General features: G+C 36.1%; 23 protein-coding genes. 15 read left to right on the top strand and 8 right to left on the bottom strand.

Annotated features, from left to right (window positions below; all coding sequences use genetic code 11):
- Window positions 1–309: 309 nt before the first annotated feature.
- On the bottom strand, window positions 310–969 hold the full coding sequence (locus ACLHDF_RS02125) for a Crp/Fnr family transcriptional regulator (RefSeq protein WP_413917390.1): 660 nt from the start codon (window positions 967–969) through the stop codon (window positions 310–312).
- 100 nt (window positions 970–1,069) lie between these two features.
- The gene (locus tag ACLHDF_RS02120; protein WP_413918245.1) at window positions 1,070–1,699 is read right to left on the bottom strand and encodes a Crp/Fnr family transcriptional regulator; all 630 of its coding nucleotides are present in this window, start codon (window positions 1,697–1,699) and stop codon (window positions 1,070–1,072) included.
- Between the two features lie 382 nt (window positions 1,700–2,081).
- Here ACLHDF_RS02120 and ACLHDF_RS02115 point away from each other — a divergent pair, with 382 nt between their 5' ends.
- From ACLHDF_RS02115 to ACLHDF_RS02060, 12 genes are all read left to right on the top strand, one after another.
- A complete protein-coding gene (locus tag ACLHDF_RS02115; RefSeq protein WP_413917389.1) occupies window positions 2,082–3,560 on the top strand; it encodes a 4-hydroxyphenylacetate 3-hydroxylase family protein in 1,479 nt (492 codons plus the stop codon).
- An 87-nt stretch (window positions 3,561–3,647) separates the two neighbouring features.
- Window positions 3,648–4,193, top strand: a complete 546-nt coding sequence (locus ACLHDF_RS02110; protein WP_413917388.1) for an FAD synthetase — start codon at window positions 3,648–3,650, stop codon at window positions 4,191–4,193.
- 55 nt (window positions 4,194–4,248) lie between these two features.
- On the top strand, window positions 4,249–4,806 hold the full coding sequence (locus tag ACLHDF_RS02105) for an NADPH-dependent FMN reductase (RefSeq protein WP_413917387.1): 558 nt from the start codon (window positions 4,249–4,251) through the stop codon (window positions 4,804–4,806).
- 88 nt (window positions 4,807–4,894) lie between these two features.
- Window positions 4,895–5,443, top strand: a complete 549-nt coding sequence (locus ACLHDF_RS02100) for a 3-hydroxyanthranilate 3,4-dioxygenase (protein WP_413917386.1) — start codon at window positions 4,895–4,897, stop codon at window positions 5,441–5,443.
- A complete protein-coding gene (locus tag ACLHDF_RS02095) occupies window positions 5,428–6,471 on the top strand; it encodes an amidohydrolase family protein (protein WP_413917385.1) in 1,044 nt (347 codons plus the stop codon). Before ACLHDF_RS02100 ends, ACLHDF_RS02095 begins: the two co-directional genes overlap by 16 nt.
- Window positions 6,443–6,916: a RidA family protein gene (locus ACLHDF_RS02090; protein ID WP_413917384.1), complete on the top strand. Its 474-nt coding sequence runs from the start codon at window positions 6,443–6,445 to the stop codon at window positions 6,914–6,916. The genes ACLHDF_RS02095 and ACLHDF_RS02090 overlap by 29 nt, the downstream gene beginning before the upstream one ends.
- Complete coding sequence (locus ACLHDF_RS02085) at window positions 6,913–8,382, top strand: aldehyde dehydrogenase (RefSeq protein ID WP_413917383.1); 1,470 nt, start codon at window positions 6,913–6,915, stop codon at window positions 8,380–8,382. The genes ACLHDF_RS02090 and ACLHDF_RS02085 overlap by 4 nt, the downstream gene beginning before the upstream one ends.
- A gap of 158 nt (window positions 8,383–8,540) precedes the next feature.
- Window positions 8,541–9,320: a 2-keto-4-pentenoate hydratase gene (locus ACLHDF_RS02080; RefSeq protein WP_413917382.1), complete on the top strand. Its 780-nt coding sequence runs from the start codon at window positions 8,541–8,543 to the stop codon at window positions 9,318–9,320.
- 23 nt (window positions 9,321–9,343) lie between these two features.
- Window positions 9,344–10,261 (top strand): acetaldehyde dehydrogenase (acetylating), encoded by a 918-nt coding sequence (locus ACLHDF_RS02075; protein WP_413917381.1) that lies wholly within the window; start codon window positions 9,344–9,346, stop codon window positions 10,259–10,261.
- On the top strand, window positions 10,251–11,276 hold the full coding sequence (dmpG, locus tag ACLHDF_RS02070) for a 4-hydroxy-2-oxovalerate aldolase (RefSeq protein WP_413917380.1): 1,026 nt from the start codon (window positions 10,251–10,253) through the stop codon (window positions 11,274–11,276). The genes ACLHDF_RS02075 and dmpG overlap by 11 nt, the downstream gene beginning before the upstream one ends.
- Before the next feature lie 2 nt (window positions 11,277–11,278).
- Complete coding sequence (locus tag ACLHDF_RS02065) at window positions 11,279–12,067, top strand: 2-keto-4-pentenoate hydratase (RefSeq protein WP_413917379.1); 789 nt, start codon at window positions 11,279–11,281, stop codon at window positions 12,065–12,067.
- An 85-nt stretch (window positions 12,068–12,152) separates the two neighbouring features.
- The gene (locus ACLHDF_RS02060; protein WP_413917378.1) at window positions 12,153–12,362 is read left to right on the top strand and encodes a 4-oxalocrotonate tautomerase; all 210 of its coding nucleotides are present in this window, start codon (window positions 12,153–12,155) and stop codon (window positions 12,360–12,362) included.
- A 117-nt stretch (window positions 12,363–12,479) separates the two neighbouring features.
- On the opposite strand, the gene kynB is transcribed toward ACLHDF_RS02060, so the two are convergent.
- The 4 genes from kynB to kynU form a co-directional block, all read right to left on the bottom strand.
- On the bottom strand, window positions 12,480–13,106 hold the full coding sequence (gene kynB, locus ACLHDF_RS02055; protein ID WP_413917377.1) for an arylformamidase: 627 nt from the start codon (window positions 13,104–13,106) through the stop codon (window positions 12,480–12,482).
- A gap of 32 nt (window positions 13,107–13,138) precedes the next feature.
- On the bottom strand, window positions 13,139–13,993 hold the full coding sequence (gene kynA / locus ACLHDF_RS02050; RefSeq protein WP_413917376.1) for a tryptophan 2,3-dioxygenase: 855 nt from the start codon (window positions 13,991–13,993) through the stop codon (window positions 13,139–13,141).
- 48 nt (window positions 13,994–14,041) lie between these two features.
- Window positions 14,042–15,484, bottom strand: a complete 1,443-nt coding sequence (locus ACLHDF_RS02045; protein ID WP_413917375.1) for an amino acid permease — start codon at window positions 15,482–15,484, stop codon at window positions 14,042–14,044.
- A 130-nt stretch (window positions 15,485–15,614) separates the two neighbouring features.
- A complete protein-coding gene (kynU, locus tag ACLHDF_RS02040) occupies window positions 15,615–16,901 on the bottom strand; it encodes a kynureninase (protein WP_413917374.1) in 1,287 nt (428 codons plus the stop codon).
- Between the two features lie 189 nt (window positions 16,902–17,090).
- Between kynU and ACLHDF_RS02035 the strand changes: the two genes are divergently transcribed.
- On the top strand, window positions 17,091–17,705 hold the full coding sequence (locus ACLHDF_RS02035) for a TetR/AcrR family transcriptional regulator (RefSeq protein WP_413917373.1): 615 nt from the start codon (window positions 17,091–17,093) through the stop codon (window positions 17,703–17,705).
- A 324-nt stretch (window positions 17,706–18,029) separates the two neighbouring features.
- Here ACLHDF_RS02035 and ACLHDF_RS02030 read toward each other — a convergent pair whose 3' ends face one another.
- Window positions 18,030–18,185 (bottom strand): hypothetical protein, encoded by a 156-nt coding sequence (locus ACLHDF_RS02030; protein ID WP_413917372.1) that lies wholly within the window; start codon window positions 18,183–18,185, stop codon window positions 18,030–18,032.
- A gap of 357 nt (window positions 18,186–18,542) precedes the next feature.
- On the opposite strand from ACLHDF_RS02030, the gene ACLHDF_RS02025 reads away from it, so the two are divergent.
- A complete protein-coding gene (locus ACLHDF_RS02025) occupies window positions 18,543–18,803 on the top strand; it encodes a hypothetical protein (RefSeq protein WP_413917371.1) in 261 nt (86 codons plus the stop codon).
- A 622-nt stretch (window positions 18,804–19,425) separates the two neighbouring features.
- Here ACLHDF_RS02025 and ACLHDF_RS02020 read toward each other — a convergent pair.
- Window positions 19,426–19,632 carry a hypothetical protein gene (locus tag ACLHDF_RS02020; protein WP_413917370.1) on the bottom strand — a complete coding sequence of 69 codons (207 nt, stop codon included), beginning with the start codon at window positions 19,630–19,632 and terminating at the stop codon, window positions 19,426–19,428.
- 670 nt (window positions 19,633–20,302) lie between these two features.
- Here ACLHDF_RS02020 and ACLHDF_RS02015 point away from each other — a divergent pair.
- A complete protein-coding gene (locus tag ACLHDF_RS02015; RefSeq protein ID WP_413917369.1) occupies window positions 20,303–20,482 on the top strand; it encodes a small acid-soluble spore protein H in 180 nt (59 codons plus the stop codon).
- Window positions 20,483–20,609 lie beyond the last annotated feature (127 nt).

The raw sequence follows: 20,609 nt of genomic DNA, 5'->3' as shown, positions 1-20,609 counted from the left end.
TTGAAATTTGCATAAAATGATTCGTTATAAATAAAAATAAAGTTAACTTCCTGAGAGAGCGTTTCTCTGCATATTTGTATTGATTACACATGCATATTAGGGTGGTGGAATAATTCACCAATTGATAACTTCCTTTTTATTCAATTATATTTTCACTTGTGCTGTAGGTACTATCTTACTTATTGATTATACATTTCATGTAGAATGATAAAACAACTATACCGAAGATTTGTTGATTACTTAAAATGAAATTGAATTTTTGCCTCAATATCTTCTGTTTACGAAGTAACACCGCAAATATATTTAAAATTATATTAATGGGAGCATTAGCATGTCTAAATTTCCTATATTTTTGCTGTTTTGATCTCTTATTTCTTTAAGTTTACTGATATTTTTAATATAGATCTTTTGATTAGATAGCTCAATCAATTTTTCTTTACTCCATTTTTGAATAATCTTATTTACAGTAATACGAGAAGTACCAACATAACGGGCAAAGGAGGTTTGATTAAAGGGAAATTCCTCATTTTCTTTCACGAGCTTTAATAAATAATGGGCCATCTGTTGCTCAACGGGGAGATTAAGAAAAGTAATGATTTCTGCTAGTAGTCTAAACTTATAGAGAAGAGAATTTGTAAAGAGAATTACTGCTTTAGGTTCCTCCTCATATATTTTTAACATTACTTCATTAGTAAAATAATATAAAACGGATGGAGTTATAGTTATTGCAGTTGTTAAATAAGGCTCTTTATTAATACCATTTTCACCTAATAACATGCCCTCAGGTACATAATTAACCGTACGTTCTGCTCCTTTCTCAGTCAAGAGAGTAATCTTTACACTTCCTTTATCTAAATAATAAAATCCTTTACCATCTTCTCCTTGATAATAGATAGTAGTGTTTTCTTCTAATTTTATCATCTGTCCATACTTTAAAAAAGGACGCCATATGTATCGAAGGTTTACCATTTAATCACCTTTCTATAAAAGTGTATTTTAAACTTGTAGAAACATTTCATACACGAAGCATTATTGAACCTTTATTTTGATAACGTGACCACAGCGTTTATCAATGAAAGAGATAATTTTTTAACAGATCCGGGTTCCTAATTAGAAATCTTTTATTTTTACTATCTATTAGTTTTTTTTCTTTCCATTTTTTTAATGTTTTATAAACTGTAACTCTTGTTAAACCGGTACACGTTGCTAAGTCCTTTTGTGTTAAAGGAATTTCATAATTTTTAAAGTCATGATAGATGTTTAAGAGCACAGTGGCGATTTGTTGTTCCGTAGTTAATGTATGTAAGTTAATTTGTTCGGCTAGGATATGCATTTTTTGAATAATACTCTTTGTAATAAGGTTTAGTATGGGCGGGTGGAGAGTTATAAGCGTTTTGAAATCGTTATAACTAAAATAATATAGTACGGAATCTTTTACCGTAGTAGCGGTAGTGAAATGAGCTTGTTGGTCCATTGCTTGAACTCCCAACAATTGACCTGGCAATACAATGTTTAACACACGTTCTTTCCCTAAGGGGATAGAGGTATGGACTTTAATTAATCCACTGTCCAAGTAATAAAATCCTTTTCCTATGTCTCCTTGTTCATATACCACATTTTTTTGTTTTATATATTGCCTTTTTCCGTACATTAAGTAGTTTTTGAAATTATTTTCGTGATTGAAGAGAATAGCCATGATACTCACTCCTTAAACAAAATATAAGATACGCTTAAAAAATTGAAAAGACAATTGAAAGATCAAGTAACACACTATAGAGTGGGGCATTTTATTTACTTTGATATAAAAAACAAAAATAAGTAAGCGCTTACAATAATGTGCGCTTTATTTCATCTATTTTTTAAAAAGCCAATATTTTTATAAAAACGTTAAGCTCTTTACAATATCTTAAAGCGAAAGATGCTTAAATGCAATAATATAAATTTCTTATTCTTATTCGAGTTACTTTTTCTATTCCAAAAATAAAAAACTCCAAAAAAATGTTAACCAGACTACACCCCTGAAAAAAATCAAATACTATAATTCAATTAATTACTATTAAACCTTAAGGGGATGAACAAATATGGGGATTCGTACAGGTGCTCAATATATTCATGCACTAAAATCACGCCAGCCAGAAATTTGGTTAGGGGGAAGAAAAATTACGAATGTATTTGAAGAAAAGGTATTTCAACAACCTATTTTAGAAATTGCTAAGTTGTACGATATGCAGCATGACCCGGCTTACCAAGAGAAAATTACTCATATTTGCGAAGAAACAGGAGAGAGAATATCAAATGCTTTCTTAATTCCTAAAAGTTACGAAGATTTAGTAGCTCGCCGAGAAGTGTTTGAAGCATTTGCAAAAGCTACCTTTGGGCTGATGGGACGAACACCGGATTTCTTAAATGTTGTGGTCACTTCTTTATTTCATAATGCTAGTTTCCTAGATAATTACAATGAACAGTGGGGCAAAAATATAAGAAATTATTACCGTTATATTCGTGATAATGACTTGTTTTTAACTCATGCTATTATCAACCCGCAGAATGACCGAAGTAAAGCCTCACATGAACAGCAAGATCTCTTTACTCATTTAGGTGCTGTCAAAGAAACACCAGATGGACTCGTTGTAAAGGGGGCTAAAATGCTAGCCACACTCTCACCTATTACCGATGAAGTTATTGTTTATTCGTTCCCAGGGTTTAAACCTGGAGATGAACGTTATGCACTTGCTTTCGCGCTGCCAATCGATACACCGGGACTTCGAATTCTTTGCCGAGAAGCTATGCAAGACGGAACGAGATCCGTGTTTGATCATCCACTAGCCTCTCGATTTGAAGAGATGGATGCCGTATTGATTTTTAATGATGTGCTGATTCCTTGGAACCGAGTGTTTTTATATAACAATATTGAAGCTGCGAATCTTCTTTACCCTAAAACAGGAATCGCTCAACAGCCCGCACATCAATCTGGTGTAAGAGGATTAATCAAACTTCAATTTGCAACGGAAGTAGCTTGTAAAGTAGCTGATGCAATCGGTGTAGACGGATATCTAAACGTTCAAGAGAGCTTAGGGGAATTGATACAGTCCGTAGAATCCATTAGAGCTTTGCTTCGAACATCAGAGTATGAGTATACGATTAACGACAAAGGAGAAGCTCTTCCAAATGAAACAGCTTTAGAAACAATTCGTGGATTGCTTCCTAAAATGTACCCTCGTGCTATTGAAGTCATGCAAACAATTGGTGCAGGCGGTTTGCTTATGTCTCCTACAGGAGCCGATTTTGAAAATCTTGAATTAAGAGAGGATTTAGATCGTTATTATGGAGGCCGAGAAGGGGTACCTGCTATAGATCGTGTTCAATTATTTAAATTAGCATGGGACTTGTGTGGAGAAGCATTTGGCCAAAGGTTACTTCAATACGAGCGATACTATACAGGGGATCCAATCCGTAAAAGAGCTATTTTCTACAATAGCTATAAGCGCAGCCATTCATTTGCAATGGTAGATGCTGCATTAAATACAGGAGCTAAGAAGGAAGAAGTAACAAATAGCTGATACCCACACTTCTTTTATCTAAAAATGAACTCCTTTAATAGATATAGAAACTAGGTTCGTCACGTTCTTAATAAGGGAGGTGTAAAGTTGCAGAGGTATGAGGATGGAATATTAACTTTACCAGCATCAGTAATAGCTATAGGTGCATTTGATGGGGTGCATCAAGGACATCAAGCAGTAATTAATCGAGCTGTAACTCGAAGTAAAGCTTTAAAAGTACCTAGTGTTGTTTATACTTTTGATCCTCCTCCTCGTTTTCATTTCCAAAGAGATCAAGTGTTAACGCCTATTGATCAAAAGGTAAATCTGATAGCTCGGTTAGGGGTAGACTACGTAGTTATTATCCATTTTGATGAGTTATACGCTAAGCGCCCATCAATCGATTTTATCAATAACTTAAAAAAGCTTAATCCATCGGAGATCATAGTAGGTAACGATTTTCGTTTCGGGCGAAATAGAGAAGGAGATATTAAGCTGCTGGCAAAGCACTTTCTAGTTGATATCATTCCACCTGTCTGTTGTGCAGAGGGAACAAGAATCTCTTCTACTAGAATTCGCCAGTTACTCCAGCAAGGCGCAATTGAACAATCAAATGATTTATTAGGCTGGTCTTTACAAAAGGAATATGTATAAAAAAATTAGTGTTTAAAGGTAAGTATGAGACTTCTTTAAAAGGAGGAAAGTGGAAATGAAATTATTAGGCATATCAGGCACGATTATAGGTTCTAAAACAAGCGTTGTTGTTCAACAAGTACTTGAAGAAGCTAAATTGCAGCATCCAGATATCGAAATTGAATTTTTAGATTTACGAGATTATAATATCCAATTTTGTGATGGTCGCGATCCCTCTACTTATTCAGAAGATACTAAAAAAGTCATTGGGGTTATCTCTAGTGCTGATTTTTATGTAATTGGTTCACCTATCTTCCAAGGGTCAATCACTGGTGCTCTTAAGAATGTATTTGATTTAATACATCCCCAAGTTTTCCGAAATAAAGTAATGGGGTTCATCGCCACAGGCGGGACTTATCAGCATTATTTAGTGATTGAAAATCAGTTAAAGCCTATTGCGGGTTACTTTCGCGCTTTTGTGGCACCAAGTTATGTATACGCTCATACCACTCACTTTAATCAAAAGAATGAGGTAGGAGATCCAGAAGTGTTAGATCGCATTAAGAATTTAGCAAATGAAGTCGTCTACATGCAGAAAAAATTAAAAGTAAGCGAGCTGGAAATCCTTAATTAATAACATTTTAAGGTTTCAGTATTTTCAAGTGCATTAAAAATAACTTTTATTTTTTGAAAATTAAAATTTTTAAAAGGAGCTTATCTCAATGACAAATACCATTCAATCATCTAAACCATTAAATCTTTGGAAGTTTATCGAAGAGCATAAAGACCAATTGAAACCACCTGTAAACAATAAAGTGGTATGGAAAGACTCAGAATTGATGTTCATGATTTTGGGCGGACCAAATAAACGCCGTGACTTCCACGTAGATCCTTCTGAAGAGATCTTTTATCAATTAAAGGGTGATTGCTATGTTGAAATCATTAATGAAGAAGGCAAGCGCGAAGTTGTAACAGTGAAAGAAGGAGAAGTGTATTTACTTCCTCCAAACGTTCCGCATTCTCCACACCGTGTAGCAGATACAATCGGTATTGTTATCGAGCGAAACAGAAGTGAAGGGGAGTTAGAAGACTTTGTATGGTTCTGTGATGAATGTGATGCGGAGATGCATCGTGTGAAAGTTCAGCTAACCAATATTGAAATTCAAGTAAAAGAAGCCATTCAGGAGTTCAACAGCAGTTTAGAATTACGCACATGTAAAAAGTGTAATCATGTCATGGCACCGGAAGCGAGTGAATGGAAATGCGAATAGATTTTCATACACATATCATTCCAGAAAGTTTCCCTGATTTTGCTCAAAAATATGGTGGTGAACGTTGGCCAGTGCTAGAACGTACATGTACATGCGGCGCCTCGATTATGGTTGGAGGGAAAAATTTCAGAGACGTAACAGACCAAGTATGGAGCCCTGAAAAACGTATAGCTGACATGGATAAAGAAGGAGTAGATATTCAAGTGTTATCTCCTATCCCTGTTACTTTCTCTTATTGGGCTCAGCCCGAACATGCATTAGAAATGGCTAAAATCCAAAATGATTTTATTGCAGAAACAGTTGCTAAGTACCCTGATCGCTTTGTTGGGTTAGGGACGGTTCCTATGCAAGATGGACCTACGGCTATTAAAGAAATGGAACGGTGCATAAATGAATTAAAACTGCATGGAATTGAGATTGGGACAAACGTCAATGGTCAAAATTTAGACCATCCATCTTTCATTGAGTTTTTTCAAATGGCTGAAAGGTGGGAAGTGCCAATTTTCATTCACCCGTGGGAAACGTTAGGCCGTGATCGAATGCCAAATCATAACTTTATGTATACCGTAGGAATGCCAAGTGAAACAGCACTAGCTGCCGCAACTCTTCTATGGAGTGGCATTATGGAGAAATTCCCTAAATTAAAAGTCTGTTTTGCACATGGAGGAGGATCTTTCCCTTATATTCTTCCTAGATTAGATAAAGGGTGGGAAGTATGGCCGCACCTCAGACTGACAACACATCCTCCTAGTTACTATGCAAAGCAATTTTATTTTGATTCGTTAAACTACGATCCACTAAACATAAAGTACATGATTGAACGTTTTGGACATGAAAAAGTCTTTATGGGGTCGGATTATCCATTTTTACTACGTGAAGTTGTTCCCGGAAAAGTTCTCGATGAAACGCTGGATTTAACTGAACAACAAAGGTTAGATATGTTAGGTGGAAATGCCGCGAAGTTTTTAAACATTGAGCAAGAGAAAAGGAGTGACATTTATGCCAACAGTACAAACACCAGAGAATAGATTACAAGAACTTGGCTTAACACTGTCAGAGGTTCGTCCTTCAGTAGGAAACTACGTCAGCTGTGTACGAACAGGTAATTTATTGTTTACTGCTGGCCAAGGTGTAGATCAATATCACGGCAAGTTAGGTAAGGATTTAACAATTGAAGAAGGGTATAAGGCCTCTCAACAATCCATGTTGAATTTATTGAGTGCGGTAAGTTATGAGTTAGACGGGTTAAGCAAAGTGAAACGTGTCGTTAAAATTCTTGGTTTTGTAAATAGTACAGAGGACTTTACGGACCAGCCTAAAGTAATGGATGGCGCTTCAGACTTACTCGTAAAAGTATTTGGGGATAAAGGAAAACACGGCCGTTCAGCTGTAGGAATGGCCCAGCTCCCCAATAACACAGCTGTAGAGATTGAAATGGTTTTAGAGATTGAGGATGAGGAGGATATCCGATGAATAAAGAGGCAGTTATTGAAAAAATGACAGTAAAAGATGCAAAGCTTTTTATTAATGGAGAACATGTAGATGCTCTATCCGGTCAAACCTTTGATACCTTTAATCCAGCAACGAACGAGAAATTAGCTTCTGTAGCTAATGGCGGCACAGAAGATGCAAAGCGCGCTATCGACGCAGCTCAACGTGCATTTGAAAGCGGTATTTGGAGCAAGATGTCTGTTGAAGAGCGCTCTGCCATCCTTTGTAAAATGGCTGACTTAATTATGGAGAAAGTAGATGAACTTGCTTATTTAGAAACTCTAGATGTAGGAAAACCTATTAAAGAAAGTCGAGAGTTTGATATTCCAAGAGCAGCTCAAAACTTCCGTTTTTTTGCTGAGATGGCTAAATACATGGTGCATGAGCATTATGAAAAATATAATGTTATGTCCTATGCTAAATATTCACCAGCAGGAGTTACAAGCCTCATTATCCCTTGGAATCTACCTTTTATGCAGATGACATGGAAAGCTTCAGCTGCTTTGGCATCTGGTAATACAGTGGTTATCAAGCCCGCTTCTTATACACCATTAAGTGCAGTGATGCTTGGAGAAATTGCTAATGAGGCTGGCTTGCCTCCCGGTGTGCTAAATATTATTACGGGTCCAGGGAATACGGTAGGGACTACTATGTCTACTCACCCATCCGTTCGTCGTATTTCATTTGTAGGGGAAAGTAATACAGGAAAAACGGTCATGCGAAATGCAGCAGAAAACCTAATTCCTGTTTCGCTAGAACTTGGAGGCAAATCAGCCAATATTGTATTTGAAGATGCAGATTTAGATGAAGCAGTAAAAGGATCTATCGAAGCAATCTATCGGAATCAAGGAGAGATATGCTTAGCAGGTTCTCGTTTACTTGTACAAGAAAGCATTTATGAGCAATTTCTTGAAAAGTTCACAGCAGAGGTAAAAAATATTAAAGTAGGCGATCCTCTAAGTGAAGAGACAAACATGGGAGCACTTGTATCACAGAGTCACTTAGAAACGGTCGATGAATATGTCCGAATTGGTTTGGCGGAGGGAGCTAAGCTAGCATGTGGAGGAAAAAGAGTAGAAGGTTTAGAAACAGGAAACTTTTATGAGCCGACTGTTCTTTATGACGTAGATAACAAAATGCGTGTAGCTCAAGAAGAAATTTTTGGTCCTGTACTTGTTGTCATTCCATTTAAAACAGAAGAGGAAGCGATTCAAATTGCTAATGATTCTATTTATGGATTAGCAGGGGTCGTTTGGACAAATGATTTACGAAGAGCACAAAGAGTTGCTTCTCAAGTTACTGCTGGATTGCTATGGATCAATTGCTGGTATATCCGTGATTTAAGAACACCATTTGGTGGAGCAAAAGCAAGTGGAATTGGTCGTGAAGGCGGCCGACACAGCTTTGAATTTTATACAGAAGCTAAAACAATTACGATGAAACTTTAACTCTATATTTAGAAGTAACTAACTAGACTTTACTCTAACAACCGCCATTCTAAAGAGTTTCATCATTCTTTTATATGTATAGAACTTTAGTTTAAACACATAACTTACTTCTTTCTCCTGTTGAGTTATGTTGTATCAAAAAAAGAGGTGGTTAACGGATGCGTACACTCGTTAGTGAGCTTGCAGAAGAACTTTTAGAAGCAGAAAAGACTAATCAGCCAATTTCTCCCATTACAGAACGACATGCTTCCTTATCAGTAACTGATTCTTATTATATTCAATTAGAGATTGTAAAAAGAAAGCTGGAAGAAGGAAAAAAAATTATTGGTAAAAAAGTTGGTCTAACAAGTAAAGCAATGCAAGATATGTTAGGAGTTAGTGAGCCTGATTATGGACACTTATTTGATGATATGAAGGTAACTGATAATGAAACAATTAACATTAATTCAATGGTGGCTCCAAAAATTGAAGCGGAAATTGGATTTATTCTAGAGGAAGATTTAAAAGGGCCAAACGTTACCTACTTAGATGTCTTAATGGCAACAAAGTACGTGGTGCCGACCATTGAAGTAATTGATAGTCGTATTGCCGATTGGAAAATCAAATTAGTGGATACAGTTGCAGACAATGGCTCCTCTGCCAAAGTAGTAGTAGGGAATAAATATTCCACAATTGAGCAGGCCGATTTACGTACAACTAGTATGATCCTCTACAAAAATAAAGAGCTTGTTGCAACAGGAGCTGGAGCAGCTGCCCTTGGACATCCAGCACATGCGGTTGCATGGCTAGCAAATAAGCTATCTGATTTCGATATTTGTCTAAAAGCGGGCGAATTAATCTTACCAGGCGCTCTATCTGCAGCAGTACAAGTCACGAGTGGGGATGTAGTAAAAGCAGAATTTGGCTCTCTTGGTTCAGTATCTGTACGTTTTGAATAATATCGAAAAGAAGGTGAAGAGGGTTGGAGAAAGTAAAAGCAGCCATTATTGGCTCAGGAAATATCGGAACAGATTTGATGTATAAGCTTCATCGTAGCGAATTTATTGAGTTAACAGCTGTTCTCGGAATTGATCCGGAGTCGGATGGTTTAAAGAAAGCGAGAGAAGAAGGATATAAAACATATAGCAATGGAATAAAAGCTCTTACTGAAAATCCAGACCTGGCGGAAATTGTTTTTGATGCGACATCAGCCCAGGCTCACGTTAGACATGCAACGGTTTTAAAGGACTTAGGGAAAATGGTTATCGACTTAACTCCTGCTGCTAAAGGACCTTTTGTGTGTCCTCCTGTCAATCTTGGAGAAAATCTTGAATCAGAAAATGTAAACATGATTACGTGCGGTGGCCAAGCGACTATCCCTATTATTTATGCAATCAATCAAGTGGCAGATGTAACATATGGGGAAATTGTGGCTACTATTTCTAGCCTAAGTGCTGGGCCAGGAACACGAGCAAATATTGACGAGTTTACTGTTACCACAAGGAAAGCTATCGAAAAAGTAGGAGGAGCAGACTGCGGAAAAGCTATTATTCTCTTAAATCCAGCTGATCCACCTATCTTAATGCGCGATACAATTTATTGTAAAGTGAAAAATATGGATAAAGAAGCTATTCACAAGGCTATCAAGGATATGGTCAAGAAGGTACAAGAATATGTACCAGGCTATAATTTAAAGCAAGAACCATTATTTGATAATAATCAAGTAACAGTCTTTTTAGAGGTAACTGGAGCTGGAGATTATTTTCCTTCTTATGCCGGTAACTTAGATATTATGACGGCTGCTGCAGCGAAGGTTGCAGAAGATTATGCTCGCTATAAACTCGAAGAAAGCTTATATGGAGGAATAAAGAAAGAGAGGGCTATGACGAATGAAACGTAATAGTGATAAGCCTATTAAGATTACAGAGGTCAGCCTCAGAGATGGGAGTCACGTAGTCAAACATCAATTCACTGAAGCCCAAGTAAAAAGTGTAACGAGAGCGCTGGATGATGCAGGGATGCACTATATAGAGGTCAGTCATGGGGATGGGTTAGGAGGCTCGACTCTACAATACGGAAAGTCCCTTGTTGACGAAATGAAATTAATCGAGGCTGCGGTAGAAGAAGCTAAACAAGCCACCGTTGCTGTTCTTTTAATTCCGGGAATTGGAACAGTACATGAGCTAAGGCAAGCAAATAGCCTTGGGGCAGGCTTGGTTCGAGTAGCTACACATGTGACGGAAGCAGATGTTTCTGCTCAGCACATTGAATATGCTCGGAAACTAGGGATGGAAACTTTTAGTTTTCTAATGATGGCCCATTCAGCGCCCGTAGAAAAGCTTGTGGAGCAAGCAAAGTTAATGGAAAGGTATGGTGCACAAGGGGTTTACATAACTGATTCAGCAGGAGCCCTTTTGCCTCATGAAGTTCGTGAACGTGTTAGAGCACTCCGTCAGTCTCTTCAAGTTGAAGTGGGTTTTCATGCTCATAATAACCTTTCGTTAGCTATTGCAAATACGCTTGTTGCTATTGAAGAAGGCGCCACGAGAATAGACGGAAGTGTTCGTTGTTTAGGGGCCGGAGCAGGTAATACTCAAACTGAAGCACTAATAGCCGTGTTAAACCGTTTAGGAATAGATGTAGGTATTGATCTGTATAAAATAATGGACCTGGCTGAAGAAGTAGTAGGACCTATTCTGCCGGGCTCTCAAGAGATTCGAAAGGGCAGCCTCGCAATGGGTTATGCAGGCGTGTATTCCAGTTTCTTACTTCATGCAGAGCATGCTGCAAAGCGTTTTAATTTGGATTCACGTGATATTCTACTTGAACTTGGTAAAAGAAAAGTAGTCGGCGGGCAAGAAGATATGATTCTAGACGTGGCTGCTGAGTTAGCTCAAAGAAAGGTGGAAATGTGATAATGCCTTTAACGAAAAGTGGAAATTTAGAAATTGTTGACTATCTTCTATCTGCAGAAAGAGAAGGGTATGAAGTAACAAGAGTGACGGAACGCTATCCTGATTTGACAATTGATGACGCTTACACCTTGCAAAAACAATTGATTGAACGAAAAGTACAAGACGGTGTAAAACGAGTAGGTGTAAAACTTGGTTTAACAAGTAAAGCTAAGCAGGAAATGATGGGGGTACATGAAGCGATTTATGGATACCTAACAAACGACATGCTAGGACTTGAATGGGAACCAATAGTATTTAATCAACTGATCCATCCAAAAGCTGAGCCTGAAATTGCTTTTCTAATGGGGGAAGACCTCTGTGGAACCAATCTAACTGAAGAAGATGTTTTAAAAGCAGTAAAATATGTGGCACCAGCTCTTGAAATTATCGACAGTCGTTACTTGGATTTTAAATTTACTCTTCCTGATGTAGTAGCTGACAACTGTTCGTCTTCACGTTTCATTGTAGGGAGCAATTGGATAAAGCCTGACCAAGTGAATCTAGCTAATATCGGAATGGTGATGTCTAAAAACGGAGAGGTTGCTACGGTAGGGGCAGGTGCTGCCGTGCTAGGACACCCCGCTAAAGCTGTCGCCTGGGCGGTTAATAAACTAGGTGAACATAAAGAAGGATTGAGAAAAGGAGATATCGTATTAACTGGGGCAGTATCTGAAGCAATTTCTTTTAGGGCAGGGGATAGTATTCATGCACAGTTTGCTAATTTAGGAAGTGTATCATTCAGTTGCAGCTAACTAGAATTTTTTAATAATTATTTTGTTTTTAAAATAGAAATAAAGACCTTTTGTTATATAGAAAACATTAAGGGAAGGCGATAGTATGCCGATTGTACAAGTTCACCTTCTGGAAGGAAGAGAAGAAAAAGATATTAAAAACATGTTATTAGAAGTAACCGAAGCAATTTCCAACAGTCTTCACGTTGAAAAGGAGAGAGTAAGGATCATTGTCAACGAGGTCCCATCTTCACACTGGGGGATTGCAGGAGTATCGAAAAAAGAAATAGATATAGATAAGGTTAATAAAAAATGAGTTAAAAAAATTTGATTAGCTATAATAAAAGAGTGGTATGTTTATATACCACTCTTTTTTGTATACATCGGAAACTATCTAAGGAAAAAGATTCGTCCTTTCAATAGTCGATTTAAGTTAGTTGATTTTTTTTAGCAATGCGCGCACAGGACTCCCATCAGCTTCAACTAAAGGAAGGGGAATTGCTATTAGTTCATAGTCTCCTGAAGGGATTTTATCGAGTATAACACCTTCTAAAATATGAATTTCGTGGTATGCAAGTTCATGGTGAGCAGCTAGTTCTTTACTGTCCAGTGGATCTACTGAAGGTAAATCAATTCCTAGTAGGCGAATTCCAAGCTTAGCAAGGTAAGGAGCTAAGTTTGGTTCAATATAAGGGATGGTTTCAGGGAAAACACCTCGGTCTTGCCACGCTTCTGTTCGAATCAATAAGCGTGTAACACCTTTTAAATCAATATCTGACAATTCATTTATTCCAATGCTCTTATTAGCTGGGATATAGACAACTTTTGTACGTCCAATATATAAATCTAAGTCTAAATCTATAACCTTTTTTCCATTATTATCGAAATGAAAAGGTGCATCGATATGAGTACCGGTATGTATACTCATTGTTATTTTTCCAACATTTACGGAACCGGTCTCTTCTTTACTCCAACTCACTTCATAAGAAAAGGGAGTATCACCAGGCCATCCTGCTATTTTTTCGTCTAGAGGTTGTGAAATATCAATCCATCTGCTCATTTTTACTACCTCTCTATCTTTTTATAGAATATTTATAACTTAGTTCGCAGGCTCCATAATTCTGGGAAGAAGTGCTGATCCAGAGCTCTCTTTAAGTAATTCACTCCAGAAGATCCCCCTGTACCTTGTTTGTTCCCAATAATTCTTTCTACTGTACTCATATGACTAAATCGCCACATTTGTTGTTGATTTCCAATATCGACTAATTTTTCTGCTAATTCGTATAAGTCCCAATACTGATCTACATTCCGATATACAGTTAGCCACGCATCCTCTACACTGGCATTCGGTTCATAAGGCTGTGAACAATCTCTTTGTAAGATTTCTTGATCTATAGGCAATCCGCGTTTCATAAGAGCATTAATAGCAGCATCATAGATACTAGGCTCATGAAGAGCCGTTTGCATTTGGTTATACAAATCTGTATCATGTTGGTAAACAGATAGTGTATGAACATTTTTATTTCCTAGAGCAAATTCTATTAGGCGATTCTGATAAGATTGAAATCCAGAAGATTGACCTAATTTATCCCTAAATTCCATGTACTCTGCTGGTGTTAATGTAGAGAGAACACTCCAAGATTGAATTAATTGCTGCTGAATTCTTGAAACACGTGATAACATTTTAAAAGAAGGTTCCAGGTTATTAGCACGAATGCACTGAATAGCAGCTGTTACCTCATGTAGAATTAATTTCATCCATAGTTCACTAGCTTGATGGATGACAATAAACAGCATTTCATCATGGTGATTAGAAAGTCTATGCTGACTAGATAATATTTTATCAAGGTGCAGGTAATCTCCATACGACATAGCTCTCTGAAAGTCCGTTTGAAGTTCTTTCTCTAGTTCAATTGCATTTGGTTCCTTGTTATTTGTCGTTTTCATTTTGTATCCCCCTTATTTTTATGTAAAACAATTTTTTAATGACGAGCGTTAACGTAATTCCTCTAATTCCTCTTTCAAGTTGCTATTAGTCATATCTTCTACAAAGTGAGGGTTAACTTTTTTTCTCTTAGAAATAAAGTAAACAATTGATAAGAATGCTAACCAAGGAATTCCAAACTGAAGCATAATTTTAAAATCTGTAAACCAAGTTGTAATCATCAAACCGAGTAATAAGATAGCTCCTAAAATCGTTAAATATGGGAACCCAAGCATTTTTACTGGTAATTTCCTTCCACCTGATTTCTCCCATTTTTTTCGAAAGTATAGGTGAGAAACAAATATCATAAGCCATGTGAACATAGCTCCAAACATTGAAATGCCCATCATAAAGGCATACGAAGAGTTGGGGAGCAATCCATTAACTGCTGCAGCAAGAAAGATTCCCAACGTTGATACAGCAAGGGCCCGTAGCGGTACACCTTTCTTGCTTAGTCTCCCTAAAAAAGTTGGTGCATGTTTACTTTGAGAGAGTGAGAACATCATACGTGTTGAAGCATATAACTGACTATTCATAGCTGATAAAGCAGCCGTTAAAATAATAAAATTCATGATTCCAGAGGCAGCCGGGATATTCAGAATTTCCATTACTTTCACAAATGGACTTTTATCAACTTGAGCTAACTTCCACGGAACAATCATTAACATGATGCCTATAGTCAAAACGTAAAAAGTAGTTAAACGAAACACAGTTGCTTTTAAAGCCTTCGGAACGGCTATATCAGGCTCTTTTGCTTCTCCTGCTGTAACTGCAATCATTTCTGTTCCTAAGAAACTAAAGAGGGAAATAAAGACAGATACCCACATTCCCCACCACCCGAAAGGAAGGAATCCACCATCATTTACAAAATTACCTGTACCCATATTAGGACGTGTATCTGTTCCAAATAGAACATAGGACCCTAAAAGAATAAAGCCCACAATTGCACTAATTTTTATCATAGAAAACCAATACTCAAAAGTAGCAAACGTATTAACACTAGTTGCATTTACATAGATTAGTATAGTAGCAAACACTAAAATCCAGACAATACCCGGAACGCTTGGAAACCAGTACTTCATATACACGGCTATTGCACTTACTTCTACTCCCACAGCGAGAACGTTGGCTATCCAATATGAATAGCGAACCAAAAAACCTGCCATGGGGTGTACATATTTTTCAGAAATCGTTCCAAACGATCCAGAAGTAGGGTGAGCAACAGTCATTTCTGCCAAACACCCCATTAAAAGTAATACAACAAAAGCTCCTAAGGCATAACTAACCAATACACTAGGTCCAGCTGTTTGAATCGCAAGTCCACTGCCTAAGAATAGTCCAGTGCCAATTGCACAGCCCATTGAAATCATTGTCAATTGACTTGTTTTTAAATTTCGTTTTAATCCCTTTTCTGCTTCATCCTTGTTTGGCAATTGAGTATTGTGGGTTTTCATATTTCATCTCCCTCATAGTTTCAAAATAATGTTTTGGTTGCATATCTAAATATTTTTACGTTTTATAAATAGCCCACTCAAAATTTAGAAAGCGCTTACTTTATTGCTAAAAAAACAAGCAGTTTAGGTTTTATGCCACTACTTCACGTTCATTTTTAAATTTTTCATACTCTTTATCATTCATAATTTTCTTTAGAGTTTGTACTACTTCCCAGACTTCTGTATAAGAAGTGTAAAGGGCAACAGGAGCAAGACGAATAATATTTGGAGCACGAAAATCTGGAATGATACCATTCTCTTTTAATGCTTTACAAATGCGCGCTGCTTCCTTATGTTCAAGACTTACGTGGCCTCCACGCCTTTTATCGTCTTTAGGGCTTCCAAGGGTAAAATTGAAGCCACTCAGCTCTTCTTCTAATAAATACATTAAATAATGATTGATTTTAAGAGATTTAACTCGAATATTACTTATACCAGCCTCAGTGAAAATTTCTAGCGATCCAATTAAAGGCGCAAGACTTAAAACATGGGGTGTTCCAATTTGATAAGCACCGGCTGAATCAGCAGGTGTTAATGTGTGCTCCATATCAAACTGCTTTTCTTTTTTTGAACTAAACCAGCCTGCTAAACCAGGTGCTGTTCCAAAATGTTTTTTATTTACATATAAACCGCCTACACAGCCAGGTCCACCGTTTAAGTGCTTATAATTACACCAATATGCAAAGTCAACATCCCATTTACTAAATGAGTGAGGAATCGCACCAATAGAGTGGCAACCATCAAATCCAATCAAAATTCCACGTTTGTGTGCTTCAGCCGTCAATCGTTCCATATCTAATATTTGGCCACTACGATAGAGTACAGTTGGTAAGATAATTAAAGCAATCTCATCCGTCATAGCCTCAATAATATCATCTTCTTCCAAAAAACGACCATCGCGGCTTTTTACACGTATAAGATGAGTATCTGGGCTGTATCCATGGATTCGCAGCTGACTTTGAAGCGCATAAATATCAGATGGAAAGGTCAATTCATCAGCTAAGATCTTTGTGCGTGTTCCTTTTGGGTTGTAGAAAGTAGCTACAAGCTGATGAAGATTAACAGTTGTCGAACCAGTTATAATGACTTCTTCACTGGAAGCCCCAACTAATGGCGCGCTCATTTCACCTAATTTTTCGGACAAAGAAAACCATGGGTGTTTCCCCTGAGTCCATCCATCGATTCCTTGTTCTTTCCAATCATTTAAAACTTCTATAAGTCTGTGTTCAGCTCTTTTAGAAAGAAGTCCCAATGAGTTTCCATCCATATATATTGAATGAGGCTTTAAATAAAATTCATCCCGAAAACTTGAAAGTGAGTCTTCTTGATCTAACTGTTTTGCATACTCTAATGTGGGTTTAAAGGTATTTAATTGCATAATTTTCCTCCTCTGCATTACTTAATATGTATCCTAGAAGAATCGTAACAAAGAATATGACACAGTGTCAATAATATAATTTTGAAAATTTAAAAAATAATTTTTGTAATAAATTCTCTTAATTTCTTTTAGTTTTGTGAAAACTTCTATATCCTAGAGATTAAAACGGATAGGGAGGACTGAACCTTAATGAATGAAAATAAAATTGCAGATAAACGACATTTACGTTCAATAAAGACTCGACAAAAATTATTAGAAGCTGCAAGAGAAGTGTTTATACAAGAAGGTTTTCACAAAGCAACTATCACTCAAATAATAAAAAGGGCAAGGGTTGGGTATGGTACTGCATATGTTCATTTCGAAGGAAAAGAAGACTTTTTAGTCGTATTAATGGAGAATGTTATGGAGAAATTTTATGAAATTGCCGAGGCTGAATTTTTACCCGCATCTATAAATGAAGCAGAAGAAATGATTCATAAACAAACAAATGAGTTTTTAAAAATGGCTGAGGATGAACGGAAAATGTTGCAAGTGTTTGAGCAGGCTATTGGCATTTCTCCTCTCGTTTCAGAGAAATGGAAGGACATTCGTGAAAAGTTTATTCAACGAATTTCACAAGACATTGCCTATGCGCAACGCAATGGATTAGCACGTAAAGAATTACATAACGAGCTAGTAGCAAGAGGTTGGTTTTTTACTAATGAAATGTACCTTTGGGAAATTGTTCGTAATGAATATGAGCACCCTGTAGAACAGATTGCTAAGAATATCGCGTCTATTTATATTAAAGGACTCTATTTATAAATTTGATGCACATATTGCAGTTGTTTGAAACAAGTATATAATATCCCATTAATATTCAACTTTATGAAGCTAATCCAAATAGTTGATGAATGAATTTGCCTTGATTTTAGACAGGGGGATTCAAAAAATATTTCCTCATTACTTAACGATTATCTAATGTGGTGTACTTTCTTTTTTATTTTAATTCTGTTTTCATAATAGAACCCAAATTCTCTTTAGCTTGGTGCCTCTTTTGCACATAAGTCTTCCTCACTCTATAAAAGAAATCTCAGTTCAAGTCATAAATTTGAACTGAGGTTTCTTATTATCCTCGAAAGATTGAACTTACTTTTTATTTACTTGACGTCCACTTTTTTTCTGGCTCTGGGAACTTGTGTTGCCAATTTGAAATTCATTACCTAATTCAACATCATTTCTTTTATCTTGCTTCTCTATTTGCTCTCTTGTCTGATTCTTTTTCTGTATCCCTTGTTCTGACATTACTTATCTCATCTCGCTTTCATCTAGTATTGTTTTTAATATGTACAACTACAAGAAAAAAACATATAAATTAAATAAATAATTTGTTAGTTGCTTTTGAATCAAAGCCCTATTTACCACTAGGCTAACCCCAGCATATAAACAACTGAGCACATTTTACATTACTGCCTACTCCTCACCTAATGCAGTAATTTTACTTTTTCAGTTTTAGGATGGACAGACAAACTTTATGGGAGTATTTTGATGTTGGAATAAGCGAGAATAGTATTGTGAAAAGGACACATAATTAGTAAAACAGTTACTGTTTTTTAATGTGTCAAGAGATGAAGATTTTACTCATTTTTGGAGGAAGTTGTAATGGAGAAAGATCAAACTTTGAAAAATGCGATGAATGAATGGGCACGTGTAACTCAGGACCCAGAAATGTTAATGACTTATGAAGTAAACCAGGAATTCCAAGTAGATGAAAAATTGACATTAAAAAAAGCTGAAAAACAAGGGGGAAAAAGAGCTGTTAAGAGAGTAGCGTTAAGAATGCTAGAAAAAGGTATGGATAACCAAACAATATCTGAATTAACGGAGCTTACAGAAGAAGAGATTGAACGGATTCGTGAATAACGAATGTAAACCGAGGATAGGAAGGAATATATCCAAAACAAAGATTTTATGTTGTTACGATTAAAAAAGGGCTACCTCAAAATAGGAAAGTGGCAGCTTGCTCTACTCAAGCGAAAAATTGAATACATTGGTTCAGTTAAAACAACTAAATTATTTTAACATGTATAAAATTTTTAATAAAACGCTATCATTTCCAGTTTTATTAGCTAATTTCCTCTGCTAAAATGGAATCATAGGGATGAAGATAGAAGGGTAGATGAGGCACATGAGTACGAGTTTATTGATAACTTTAGGGGTTATATTTTTGACAACAATAGCTATTGCCATTTTAATTAAGATTCCAGAAGAAGATTACACTGAATAATAAAATAAAAAGCTATCTCAAATAATGAAGGAGATAGCTTTTTTAGTAAGTAATGATTAACTTACTAACCGACTGGTAAATTATTTTCTCGATTCTATATCTAATAAAGAGGCATTATTTCAAGTAGCAAAATAAATTGTTTGACTACAAGGTAAATAATAAATGGATCTTTTACAAATAAAATATTTTCAACGTTATTTTCATATGTAAGATAAAAGGGTCTTTTTCCTGGCTTACATTGTTCTTTTTCAATTTGAACTATATACGATAAAATCCACTACTATTAAGTGTTTTAGTCCATGTATCTAACCTTTTATTTTTATCCTCTGAAATTAATTTTATATGTAATATATCTGACTCTCTTATCCCTAAGATATTCATCTCTTCTCTTAATGTCATTCTTTTTTTTATTTTGATGGTTCGCTCACTTCCATCTACCAAGGTGTAAACTCTGATTTTATTCATGTAACCGCTCTCCCTTTAATCAACTCATCAGTAAATGACACAATGATTTTATGAAATTATAGATTTTACCACAACAAAAAACAAGCCTCACTACTATGTTTCTGATTTTTATTCTTCTTCATGTTCTAAATATCATTTTCCTGATTCTGAAGGAACAAAAATAATGAAACAACTCTTCCTCAACGGCCTTTTTATTTAAATAATTATAATCCCTTCCCGTTATGCTTTCTCTTTATATCTAGTCCATTTTCTTTAAGGGAACCTGTACAAAGATCGATCCACTCACCATAACTATTTTGCGATTCTTCAAGTTCTTGTTGAAGACTTTTGGACAAGGGAAAGGGTTCTATCTCAAGATTTTCGCCACACTCATAACACCATATAGGATCACCATGAAAATCAACATAATTTATATAAATTATGCTGAAATTCGTTTGTATTAAATAAACTAGTTGGAGACATTGAATACCGCCTGCTTTATGCTTTATATACTACACTAAAAGTTTTGCAAATCCTTTAATAAATTTTATTCATTTATCAAAATTTCCTTTACTACTTAATGTCTCATTTAAAAAATTAAAATTGATTTTATATAGAGGAATTAGATGTATAAAAATTAATTAAAAACAAATACTGTCACTGTCATAAATAAAAAGGAGGCTAGATAAAGGTGGATGCACAAAGAGCACAAGAAATTGCCGATTCAATGGACATGGCCAAAGTAATATATAATGGGAAAAGTATTTACATTGAGCATGTAGACCAACAAAATGGAGTAGCTACAATTCATAACCTGGATGAACCAAATAATAAGCAAAGTGTTTCTATATCTGAACTAACAGAACAATAATTTACTCTTAGAATAAAAAAGCCGTTTTACTTAGGCTTTTTTTATTTCCCCCCATTTTTATGTATAGAGGATGGGAAGAAAAAATAAAGACATCAGAAAAGCTCTCATTAATGGGAGCTTTTCTGAT

The sequence above is a fragment of the Priestia megaterium genome, from assembly GCF_046599315.1.
Classification (GTDB): Bacteria; Bacillota; Bacilli; order Bacillales; family Bacillaceae_H; genus Priestia; species Priestia megaterium_F.
This window is presented reverse-complemented; position numbering and strand designations above follow the sequence as displayed.